Genomic DNA, 10,564 nt, shown 5'->3' with positions numbered 1-10,564 from the left:
AAATGTTTAGAAGAATCGAAATATTAATTACCATACTTTTACTGAACTACTATACAGTTACAGGACAAAAGACTCCAAGTTTTACTCAATACACTTATAATACAGAAATAATAAATCCAGCATTTACAGGGACTAGAGGTAATTTACAATTGGGCTTAGGATTGCAAAAAAGATTTTCAGGAATTGAAGGATCTCCTGAAACAGGGTTCTTCTCAGTCCATAGTCCGTTAAAAAATAGTCTGGGCTTGGGCTTTGGTATATTGTATAATAAAAGAGGACCTTTACAAATAACTAATCCTTTTGTTAATACCGCATACCGAATACAAACGTCTAGAGATGGAAATTTATCATTTGGTATCAAAACGGGTTTGACTTTTAACAGCTTAAACACCAGTAAATTGGTCTTCGATGAATTTGAAACTATAAGTAGTGATAATATTAAAAACAATATCGGATTAAATTTTAGTAGCGGCTTATATTACTATACAAAAGATACTGAAATAAGCTTGGCTTTTGTGGATTTAATTTTAAATGACCGTGTTGAAAACGAAAGTGGGCTGATATTTACCTTTAGACAGAAAGTAATTTTAAATAATAGTTTAAAATTAAAACCATCTACATTGATTAGATATGACAAATCAAATTCGTTCTTAATTGACTTATCTTTGAATCTTATATATGATAATGACTTTGATATTGGACTATCATATAGGCTAAAAGAATCTATAGATTTCTTTTTTGGATTTAAAGTCAATGATCTTTTGAGATTAAGCTACAATTATGGATTAGGAGTATCATCATCTTTAACTAGTCAATCTAATGGTACTCATGGAGTTTCAATATTATTAGATGTTAATAGAGTATACAAATATCTTAGATAAAACTTCATCCATCGTGTTATAGATCAACTCCCGCGGTTTTATATTGTATGTATTGATTAAAAATTAGGGGAAATTTTCAAAGTGATGAGTTTACCTCATCTTAATTCTAGAGTTTTACATTATTATAAATTTCAAAAATATATTTTTGCGTATTCCTATAAAATAACCTGTATGTTAACAGAAGCTAGTTCCGTTTTAATTTCTCCTGACCAATCGACACAGAGCAAACCTATTATTGCTTTGATATCAAACTGTTTAAGTCCTCTAAATAGAGATTTTATAAGAAATAGTGATAATTACTGTGCAGAGGGTGTTCTAAAACCCTACGAATTCTCGTACAAAGGACACCAAGGAATGATTCCTGTTTTAGATATTTTGCCAACAGAAATGTTGTCTATATCTGGAATGAAAAAGGCTAAAAAATATTTTATCAATGCCGTAAAACATGCCTCTGACAAGGGTGTTAAGGTAGTTTTACTAGCAGCATCAACAAAAAGATTGTTTGGAGATGGTACTGAGTTAAAAAAACTGTTCCCAAACATTTTATTTACCATTGGAGACAATGGAACTGCACTCGCTTTTTTAAAGCAAATTGAATATGTATCTAAAAGTATTTCTAAAAAAGATCCCGTAATTGTTTTGGGTGCGGGCTTTTTGGGAGAAACCGCCATCCAATATCTGAAAGAAGAAGGCTATCAAAAAATTGTGGTTATTAGCAAACACCGTGTTATTAGTAACGAAACCGATTTGCAATTTACTAGCTTAGATGCTTACGCGGAATCTGATGCTTTTGAAAAAGCCTCGTTGTTCTTAGGTTGTGCTCATAATCACAACGTAACTAAGCAACAACTAGAACATATTTGTAAGCAGCAATTAATTATTATTGATGTTGCTGTTCCTAATGCTGTTCCAAAACACTTAATTGATGAATCCGATAAACGATTTGCTCGGTTTGATGGTGGTGATTACGAAATAAAAAATTTAGAGCTCCAATTTGATCATCAACTTGTTGGACTTAATTTTAAAAATGAATTTTATGGTTGCTTTACAGAAGCTTTTTTATTAGCTATCACAAAAAACAAAGGTGATATTGACTATTTTAAAGTAAACAAGCAAAATATAGCTGCTGTTAAAAATATGTTTCAAAAATTTGGTGATGATATAAGTGTGAGTCATAAAAGTTTTGGAAAAACTGTAACTGGTTTTAAAGACAAACTTTCTTTTAAAATTTAATAGCTTAAAAACATATACAATTATGATTAGAAAAGGAACTACAGTTGTATGGGAATGGGGAAATGGTAAGGCTGAGGGGAAAGTAAAAGAAACGTACACTAGCAAAATTACCAAAAAAATTAAGGGAAGTGAGGTTACTAGAAATGGAGAATCGGACAATAAAGCCTTGTATATTGAACAAGAAGATGGAGGCTCTGTTCTTAAACTAGAAAGTGAGGTAAAAAGAAAAGACTAGCTAAGAACTATTTGACCAGTGCATGAATCTACTCTATAAACTTCATATTTAATTGTATTTACAAATCTTTTAACAGTTGGTTTCTGCGGAATAAGCTCTAAATGTTTACAATGCTTCGTTAAATTATTTCTCAAAATTTGTCAATACGATAAATTTTTAACAAAATGTGTAATTTTCAGTCTATTATAAAAAATGAAGCCTACATTTTTAGCATCTTTGCACTCTCAATTTTTGAACAACTAGAAATAAAAATAATACAAATATGAAAGTAGCAGTAGTAGGAGCTACCGGAATGGTAGGAACGGTAATGTTAAAAGTATTGGCAGAAAGAAATTTTCCTGTAACAGAATTAATCCCTGTTGCATCGGCTCGTTCTGCTGGTAAACAATTAGAATACAAAGGTAAAAATTATACAGTCGTAACTTTAGAGGATGCTGTGAAAATGAATGCTGATGTTGCTTTGTTTTCTGCTGGTGGAGATACTTCTTTAGAATGGGCACCAAGATTTGCTGCTGCTGGAACTACTGTTGTTGACAACTCTTCTGCATGGAGAATGGATCCAGGTAAAAAATTAATTGTTCCCGAAATTAATGGTGATGTTTTAACTGCTGAGGATAAAATTATTGCCAATCCTAATTGTTCTACAATACAATTAGTAATGGCTTTGGCTCCATTACATAAAAAATATAAAATGAAGCGTTTAATTGTTTCTACTTACCAGTCGGTATCTGGAACAGGTGTAGCAGCTGTAAAGCAATTAGAAAACGAACAAAACGGAATTACTGACGGCGAAATGGCTTATAACTATCCAATTAACCGCAACGCAATTCCTCATTGCGACATTTTTATGGAAAATGGATACACTAAAGAAGAAATGAAATTGGTAAAAGAGCCTAAGAAAATTTTAGGTGATGATTCTTTTGCTGTAACTGCAACAGCTGTACGTATTCCAACTGCTGGAGGTCACTCAGAAGCTGTAAACGTAGAGTTTGTGAACGACTTTGATTTAGCAGAAGTAAGAGAAATATTAGCAGCTACGCCAGGAGTTATTGTTCAGGATGATTTGGACAACAACGTATATCCAATGCCTGCTTTGGCTCATGACAAAGACGAAGTATTCGTGGGACGTATTCGTAGAGATGAATCTTTACCAAACACCCTAAATATGTGGATTGTTGCAGACAACTTAAGAAAAGGAGCTGCGACAAATACAGTTCAAATTGCAGAATATTTAGTAGAAAAAGGAATTTTAAAAGCTTAAAGCTTGTTGAGATAGAACCCTAAAAAAAACCAGCCAGTTGGCTGGTTTTTTTATATCTTAAATTTGATTCCCACTTTAAAAAAGTAATCTTTACTTGTCTCTATTTTTTTGATTTCATCGTTGTCAAAATTCAAACGAACTCTGTCTATTAAGACCCTATCAAAGGCAGAATAGAATATAATGTGTTTGGTAAAAAAGTGTTCATATCCCAACCCTCCCACAATCAGAGTGGCTCTTAATCTGTTCACGCGATTATTGTTGTGACTCACGTTGTCCTGAATACTTGAATTAAATCCTTCTAAACGCGCTAAAAGACCTAGTTTGGACTTACCCTCTCTAAACAAAAATTTGTAATTAATTTTAGGGATTCCCAAAGTGAACTCCCTACGTTCGGACAGTTTTCTGTAGTAGCTGATAAAAGGTAGTGGAAATGGAACACCACTGGTACCAGAAAAAGCAGCTCCTAAAATTAATCTGTAAGGCTTTTCAATGGCTTCTTTTCTTTTATCAATGATGATTCCCAAACCAACTGTTACCACAAAATCTTCTTTAAAAATTTTGTTTGAAGAAAAATTCGAACTCAAACCTGGTTTAAATTGCGCTATGATTTTTTTAGTACTACTCAATTGATGAATAAAAGCCATATTGAACTCGTATTGTCTAAACTGAGTAACATCTGAATTAAAATTCTCTGAAAGGCCGTCGATATTAATTTTCGCATCTATTCTATTGTAATTAATACCCGAAATTAAGTAGTTTTTATCGTTGAGTTTAAAAGGATAATTTACTGAAAATCGATTTCTAGTAAAGGAGAATTTTGAATTTTCAGATATCAAATTGGTAAAGTCTACTTTCACTAAGTCTCTAATTTGAGCTATGGAGCCTCCTGTCCAAAAAAGAACAGAAACAATAAAAAACTTTATGTAGAATTTACTTTTTAACAATATTATTTATTTTTTTAGTGTGAAAGCGCTATGGTTGTTGATATTGTAATATCAACAATATTCGTTCCTTAATGTCGTTTACCCATCATTTCTTTAATGGATTTTACCAAATCTATAGAGGCATCAATCTCCGCTTTTCTAATCGCTACAGATTCTATGTTAAAACCAATGGGCATGTTTTTTTCTGCAGCAAAATTAATTAAATCATTAGCTATATATTTACATATACCTATAGAAGCGTTTAAAATATCCTTTGAAACCTTTAATTCATTTTCCAACCACCTTTGAATATCTATTCCCAACCACTTGGTAAATTCTAATGTTTTAAGGGAGCCAATGGGTGTTAGCGTAAAAATAATAGGCATAGGTTGTATGCCTTTTTCTTGCGTATAAAAGTAGTAATCCGAGAGCATATCTTTGGCATTGTCTAAATTATACACACATTGAGATATAAAAAAAGAGCATCCGTTTTCTATTTTGTTACGCAAGCGAATATGCTCATCACCTTTTACAAAATGACGCTCTGGGATGGTTACCCCTCCTAACTTGATGGTTGAATCTGAAGCATTTTTTATTTTGTATGCTTGCTGTAAAGATAATTTTACTTGCTGATCTTTAGACGGTGCTCCTACAAAAACAGTCAAATCTATTTTATTCTCGTGGTCTTTTAACCACTGCTTTAAACTCTCTTCCGTAAACTTACCTACGCTTTTGTATATGATTTTTGGAACTTCTAAATTTTGCAGATAGGTGTTTGCATATTCATCTGGAGCCCAAGTGGACATAAAAGGAAATGGACGAGGATTGTTATTTCTAGAAGATTCATCCTGAATGTCGTACAAAACCAATCCATCGATATTCAAATCCTTTAGCCTATCTATTTGTCTCTGAGCAATCCCTGTAATTTTATCTTTGTCCGTAGATTTTTTAGGTGGTGTTAACCCATAAAAAAGATAGCCTCCCTCTTTATTTTCTATTTTCTTTTTTAATTCCTGTGAATTCATGCGGTAAAATTTATTGACAATAACGCCAAAAATCAAGTTGGCTAAACTCCAAATTGATTAAAATGATGATCTAAATGTTTTTGAAATAAATTACTCCACTCTTTGGCTGTTAATTTGCCAAAAGAGCCTGTTAATCTCCCTTCAAAATAACTTTCTCCTTTTTCAAAAACCCAATGCATATTCTGCAAAAGTCGTTCTTTCTCGTACTCAAATTCCTTATTTTCTAAAACCTCAAAATAAGGTGCCGTTCTTGCATTTTTAGGATAAGGCTTATTATCTACAACTGCCTTTTTAAAGAATTTCTTTATAAAAAAATGCATAAATGGATGCATCTCAACTCTAACTTTACCCCTAGAGGTGTCATAAGTCAAATTCAAATGTGCCAGCATTTGAGCTGTGTTCATTTTCCCCCATAAAGGTTTTGAGTCTATTTTTAAGTTGTCTAAGCGTTTTTTATTTTTTGCTAAGGTCGCTACTTCAAAAATACTTGGATAAGACATACCTCGGTTTAATTTTAGGATGTAAATATAAACTTTATGATAACATAGCAACCGCTTTTTGCAATGCAGTTACCAAACTATCTATTTCTTTTTTAGTATTGTAAAAAGCAAAAGAAGCTCTTATAGTCCCAGGAATATCAAAACGAGTCATAATGGGCTGTGTACAATGGTGACCCGTTCTTACGGCTATTCCTAGTTTATCTACAATAGTTCCTATATCATAAGGGTGTATATTGGCTATGTTAAATGAAATAACGCTCGCTTTGTTTTTAGCCGTCCCATAAATTTTTAATCCAGGTATTTTGCTCAATTCTTGCGTTCCATAAACTAGCAGTTCGTGTTCATGAGCCTCAATATTTTTTAAGCCTATATTATTTACATAATCTACTGCTACACCATATGCAATGACATCAGCAATATTAGGCGTACCAGCTTCAAATTTGTGTGGCAACTCAGCATAGGTCGTTTTTTCAAAAGAACAATCTTTAATCATTTCTCCTCCCCCATGGTATGGTGGTAATTCATTCAAAATAGCTTCTTTTCCGTATAAAAAACCAATTCCTGTGGGTCCTAACATTTTATGAGCAGAGCAGGTAAAAAAATCGCAATCTAAAGCTTGTAAGTCTACAGCCATGTGTGGGCAAGATTGTGCTCCATCAATAAGTACCCAAGCTCCAAATTTATGTGCTTTTTCTATTATCTGCTCAACAGGGTTTATTGTTCCCAAAGCGTTGGATATGTGATTTACTGCAACTATTTTGGTGTTCTCCGATAACAATTCGTCATATACATCCATTTTAAGCTCTCCATCATCATTCATCGGAATTACTTTTAAGGTAGCTCCTGTGCGTTCACAAAGCATTTGCCAAGGCACAATATTAGAATGATGCTCTAGCGCAGAAATGACGATTTCATCTGTATTTTTTACTAATGAAGTTAATGAGGTAGCTACCAAATTAATAGCCTCCGTAGTACCACGAGTAAAAATAATTTCGTGTTCGTGTTTAGGGTTAAAATGTGCTTTTAATTTACGTCTGGTTTCTTCAAACGCATCGGTAGCTAATTGACTTAAAGTATGAACTCCTCTGTGTACATTAGCGTTAATCGTAGTATAGTAATTAGTAATAGCATCTATTACCACTTGTGGTTTTTGACTAGTAGCTCCATTATCAAAATAAACCAAAGGTCTTCCATTCACTTCTTGTTTTAAAATAGGAAAATCTGCTCTTACTTTTTCGATGTTTATCATAAATTAAAATCTTTAAAACAAAGGTACTTCTTTAAGTCTAAAAGATAAAAAGGACTACCAACTCTTTTCTATAGATAACAATTAAAAATTAGTATCTTGTTATATAGCCTATTGGTATGAAATTCATCAAAATAATTGGTATTCTTTCCGCTGTAATTATACTCGTTGTTTTTATTTTAAATTACCCAAAACTCAAATTAATTTCTGGTTTCGCTGCTAAAAATATGGCTAGTAGTTATTTTTTAGCCAATAGAAGTGTTCAAAACATTAACGCAGTGGACAACAATGGTCCACTTATCAAACTCGCAAAAACCAATGTGGATAACTCAAAAGGGGCAGCAGTCTCTACCGTGTTTGGTCTTTCTAAAAAAACTGCCTATTACAGAGAGGGAGTGGGAGCTGTTCTGGTGGATAATGATTTATCGAACCTCAGCAACATCAACCTAAAAATACCCAACAGAAATTTTACTGCCGTAAACAAACCCTATCCTTATGGAAATTTGGAACCTGTTGATACTGTTTTTGCAAATGTTGATTACAATAATTTAGATGACTTAACTAACCAATGTTTTAAAGAAAGTAACGCTGATTATGTGAAAAATACGCGATCAATTCTGGTACTGTATAAAGGCAAAATTATTTCTGAAAAATATGCCGAAGGTTTTGACAAAAATTCTTTGCTTCAGGGCTGGTCTATGACTAAGAGCTTGTTAACTACTTGTTTTGGAATTTTAGAGCGTGAGCGTGAGTACGATATACATAAACCCATTCAATCTTTTCCTAGCTGGCTAAACGATGAGAGAAAAAATATTACTACAAATCATTTGCTTAGAATGGAAAGCGGATTAGCGTGGGAAGAAGATTATGGTAAAATATGTGATGTGACCAAAATGTTGTTTGATGATAAAGATGTCACCACTAGAGCTATCAACAAACCTGCAAAACACAAACCCGAAAAAGTTTTTAATTACGCTTCGGGAACGACTAATATCTTATCAGCTATCTTAAAAAAGCAATTGAACACGGAGCAAGAGTATTTAGATTTTCCTTATCAGAAATTGGTAGATAAAATAAGAATGCATTCTATGGTGATAGAAACAGATTTGCGCAATAATTATGTAGGCTCTTCTTACAGTTGGGCAACCACAAGAGATTGGGGCAAGTTTGGACAATTAATGCTTGATAAAGGTCATTGGAACGGAGAACAGCTGTTCAACCCTAGTTGGATTAAATACATAAGTAGTCCGAACAAAACATCTAACAACGAATACGGAGCGCAGTGGTGGTTAAACAGAGGTAATTTTATGCCTAATGTTCCCAAAGATTGTTTTTATGCTGATGGCTATCAAGGACAGCGAATTTTTATAATTCCCTCCAAAGAATTGGTAATTGTTCGTTTTGGAGTTACACAATTAGATAGAGAAGGTTTATATCCTCTATTCAATCAATTAATTGGCGATATTTGCAATACAATTAAATAAATGGATACCATAATAAAACAACAAGACATTGTTTCTAACTCTTTATTAGAAATCGGATCATTATTAATGGGGGCTGGGGCGAGTACTAACAGAATAAAAGTTACGATTGAGCGTATTGCAGAGCACTTAGGTTATGATACAGAAATTTTGGTAACTCATAAAACTGTTCTACTACTTTTAAAGAATAAAGAAACCCAAAAAGTTTACAATCGTTTTAAAAAAACAGCACCACATGGAGCTAATTTTAAATTGGTTTCTGGAATTAGTAGAATGAGCTGGAATGCTGTGGAACAAGATTGGAATGCTCACCAAATACATACCGAAATAGAACGGTTGAAAGGAGCTACTCGGTATCCTTTTATGATTACTTTATGTGCCGTTAGTTTGGCAGATGCTGCTTTTTGTAGATTATTTGGGGGTGCATACATTGACATGCTCATTGCCTTTGTGGCTACCTTTGTTGCGTTTAATTTAAGACATCAACTCGTTATTAAACATTTCAATCCGTATTTAAGTATTACCTTAGTTTCTTTTACCTCCTGTTTAATTGCTGGATTGGCGGTTTATTTACAAATAGGTGTTAACCCTAATTTAGCATTTGCCACTTGCGTATTGTTTTTAATTCCAGGGATTCCTCTAATCAATTCTTTTTCGGATTTAATTGATGGCTATGTTACTAATGGAATCGCCAGAGGAATCAATGCCATGCTCATTGCTTTTTCTATTGCCTTGGGAATGTTAGGTGCTATGTTTATTTATAATTTTTAATATATGTTACATCATTTAGAAATGGCTCTTTGGCTAGCTATTGCCTCAACTGGATTCGCTGTATTATTCAATGTTCCAAAAAGAACTTTATTAATAATTGCCATATTGGGAGCTTTGGGTGGATCTTGTAAACTTATTTTGATGAGTTTTGATATTACTATCATCATCTCCACTTTTTTTGGAGCATTAGTTGTAGGATTGTTAAGTATACCCGCTGCACATAACAAACACGCTCCTCCTCTGGTATTCTCCATTCCTGCTGTAATCCCAATGATTCCTGGTGCTTTCGCTTACAAAACTATGTTAGGGATTATTAAATTGACCGAAAAAGTAGATGCAGCCGTTTACGAAATAGCTCTAAGCGATACACTGAACAACGGTACAAAGGCTGGTTTTATTTTATTAGCGCTAACAGCTGGAGTTTCTTTTCCAATGCTGATAAGCAGAAAAAATTCTGTAAAAAATATAAAGTTCGATTAGCCAACAACAAGAGTATTAGCTAAAAATATAGTTACTTTTTTACCAATAAAACTTGTTCTTTCTCTAGTAAAAGATATCCTTGGTCATAACAATAAAAATATTGATTCCCTGTTTTGGTATTGTGGATGGAGGTAAATAAATTAAAATTGAAATTATTTTCTTCTAAAATTTTCTTTGAGATTTTAGTTTTTCCAGTGACGTTTAGCTCGCATAAAACTTTATAATTTCGTTTTAAATTGTTATTAATATTCCTCACCAAATTTTTATTACCTACCTCCAACTTATTGTTATAGGCATTTCTACATTGGTCATTACAAAATTTTTTATCTGATCTCCCAACAACTTTTTCTCCACATTCTAAGCAGTTTTTTTCTTGCATAATTATTTTTTTACAAAGATATAAAAACATTTGTAAACGACTACAACCGTTTATAATCGAAAGTAAATAATTAAGAACCGATTGTTTATTGCATCCTGAGAGATATTTGCGATGTCTAAAAGTGACAAACAATTTATTATCTCATTTAA

General features: G+C 32.9%; 12 protein-coding genes. 7 read left to right on the top strand and 5 right to left on the bottom strand.

Features of this window, described 5'->3' with window-relative positions; all coding sequences use genetic code 11:
• Positions 1–2: 2 nt before the first annotated feature.
• The 4 genes from ACXGQW_RS06670 (at position 3) to ACXGQW_RS06655 (ending at position 3,610) form a co-directional block, all read left to right on the top strand.
• Positions 3–881, top strand: a complete 879-nt coding sequence (locus ACXGQW_RS06670) for a PorP/SprF family type IX secretion system membrane protein (protein ID WP_457821278.1) — start codon at positions 3–5, stop codon at positions 879–881.
• 171 nt (positions 882–1,052) lie between these two features.
• The gene (locus ACXGQW_RS06665; protein ID WP_457821276.1) at positions 1,053–2,114 is read left to right on the top strand and encodes a hypothetical protein; all 1,062 of its coding nucleotides are present in this window, start codon (positions 1,053–1,055) and stop codon (positions 2,112–2,114) included.
• Positions 2,115–2,136: 22 nt separating this feature from the next.
• Complete coding sequence (locus ACXGQW_RS06660; RefSeq protein ID WP_457821275.1) at positions 2,137–2,349, top strand: DUF2945 domain-containing protein; 213 nt, start codon at positions 2,137–2,139, stop codon at positions 2,347–2,349.
• 262 nt (positions 2,350–2,611) lie between these two features.
• A complete protein-coding gene (locus tag ACXGQW_RS06655) occupies positions 2,612–3,610 on the top strand; it encodes an aspartate-semialdehyde dehydrogenase (protein WP_457821273.1) in 999 nt (332 codons plus the stop codon).
• A 50-nt stretch (positions 3,611–3,660) separates the two neighbouring features.
• Here the strand turns inward: ACXGQW_RS06655 and ACXGQW_RS06650 are convergent, their stop codons facing one another.
• The 4 genes from ACXGQW_RS06650 to ACXGQW_RS06635 all read right to left on the bottom strand — a co-directional run bounded on the left by ACXGQW_RS06650 (position 3,661) and on the right by ACXGQW_RS06635 (position 7,307).
• Positions 3,661–4,554 (bottom strand): hypothetical protein, encoded by an 894-nt coding sequence (locus ACXGQW_RS06650; protein WP_457821271.1) that lies wholly within the window; start codon positions 4,552–4,554, stop codon positions 3,661–3,663.
• A gap of 68 nt (positions 4,555–4,622) precedes the next feature.
• Positions 4,623–5,558, bottom strand: coding sequence for a methylenetetrahydrofolate reductase (locus ACXGQW_RS06645; protein WP_457821269.1), 936 nt, complete (start codon positions 5,556–5,558; stop codon positions 4,623–4,625).
• A 41-nt stretch (positions 5,559–5,599) separates the two neighbouring features.
• Positions 5,600–6,058, bottom strand: a complete 459-nt coding sequence (locus ACXGQW_RS06640; RefSeq protein WP_457821268.1) for a DUF1569 domain-containing protein — start codon at positions 6,056–6,058, stop codon at positions 5,600–5,602.
• Between the two features lie 34 nt (positions 6,059–6,092).
• Positions 6,093–7,307: an aminotransferase class V-fold PLP-dependent enzyme gene (locus tag ACXGQW_RS06635; RefSeq protein WP_457821266.1), complete on the bottom strand. Its 1,215-nt coding sequence runs from the start codon at positions 7,305–7,307 to the stop codon at positions 6,093–6,095.
• Between the two features lie 116 nt (positions 7,308–7,423).
• Here ACXGQW_RS06635 and ACXGQW_RS06630 point away from each other — a divergent pair, with 116 nt between their 5' ends.
• The 3 genes from ACXGQW_RS06630 to ACXGQW_RS06620 are packed head-to-tail and all read left to right on the top strand — an operon-like array spanning position 7,424 to position 10,036.
• Entirely contained in the window at positions 7,424–8,788 is a 1,365-nt protein-coding gene (locus ACXGQW_RS06630) for a serine hydrolase domain-containing protein (protein ID WP_457821264.1), read from the top strand.
• Complete coding sequence (locus ACXGQW_RS06625) at positions 8,789–9,556, top strand: threonine/serine ThrE exporter family protein (RefSeq protein WP_457821262.1); 768 nt, start codon at positions 8,789–8,791, stop codon at positions 9,554–9,556. It abuts the gene before it with no gap.
• A gap of 3 nt (positions 9,557–9,559) precedes the next feature.
• Positions 9,560–10,036, top strand: a complete 477-nt coding sequence (locus tag ACXGQW_RS06620) for a threonine/serine exporter family protein (RefSeq protein WP_457821261.1) — start codon at positions 9,560–9,562, stop codon at positions 10,034–10,036.
• A 31-nt stretch (positions 10,037–10,067) separates the two neighbouring features.
• On the opposite strand, the gene ACXGQW_RS06615 is transcribed toward ACXGQW_RS06620, so the two are convergent.
• Entirely contained in the window at positions 10,068–10,415 is a 348-nt protein-coding gene (locus ACXGQW_RS06615) for a hypothetical protein (protein WP_457821259.1), read from the bottom strand.
• Between the last annotated feature and the right edge of the window lie 149 nt (positions 10,416–10,564).

The sequence above is a fragment of the Wenyingzhuangia sp. IMCC45533 genome (assembly GCF_054111225.1).
The sequence above is the reverse complement of the archived record's forward strand: the minus strand, read 5'-3'. Positions and strand labels throughout refer to the sequence as shown.

What these genes read in the sequence shown, in the direction of transcription:
- ACXGQW_RS06660 (WP_457821275.1), top strand. Translation starts at nt 2,137, where the DNA reads ATGATTAGAAAAGGAACTACAGTTGTATGGGAATGGGGAAATGGTAAG.
- ACXGQW_RS06615 (WP_457821259.1), bottom strand. Translation starts at nt 10,415, where the DNA reads ATGCAAGAAAAAAACTGCTTAGAATGTGGAGAAAAAGTTGTTGGGAGA.
- ACXGQW_RS06630 (WP_457821264.1), top strand. Translation starts at nt 7,424, where the DNA reads ATGAAATTCATCAAAATAATTGGTATTCTTTCCGCTGTAATTATACTC.
- ACXGQW_RS06645 (WP_457821269.1), bottom strand. Translation starts at nt 5,558, where the DNA reads ATGAATTCACAGGAATTAAAAAAGAAAATAGAAAATAAAGAGGGAGGC.
- ACXGQW_RS06635 (WP_457821266.1), bottom strand. Translation starts at nt 7,307, where the DNA reads ATGATAAACATCGAAAAAGTAAGAGCAGATTTTCCTATTTTAAAACAA.
- ACXGQW_RS06625 (WP_457821262.1), top strand. Translation starts at nt 8,789, where the DNA reads ATGGATACCATAATAAAACAACAAGACATTGTTTCTAACTCTTTATTA.
- ACXGQW_RS06670 (WP_457821278.1), top strand. Translation starts at nt 3, where the DNA reads ATGTTTAGAAGAATCGAAATATTAATTACCATACTTTTACTGAACTAC.
- ACXGQW_RS06620 (WP_457821261.1), top strand. Translation starts at nt 9,560, where the DNA reads ATGTTACATCATTTAGAAATGGCTCTTTGGCTAGCTATTGCCTCAACT.
- ACXGQW_RS06640 (WP_457821268.1), bottom strand. Translation starts at nt 6,058, where the DNA reads ATGTCTTATCCAAGTATTTTTGAAGTAGCGACCTTAGCAAAAAATAAA.
- ACXGQW_RS06655 (WP_457821273.1), top strand. Translation starts at nt 2,612, where the DNA reads ATGAAAGTAGCAGTAGTAGGAGCTACCGGAATGGTAGGAACGGTAATG.
- ACXGQW_RS06665 (WP_457821276.1), top strand. Translation starts at nt 1,053, where the DNA reads ATGTTAACAGAAGCTAGTTCCGTTTTAATTTCTCCTGACCAATCGACA.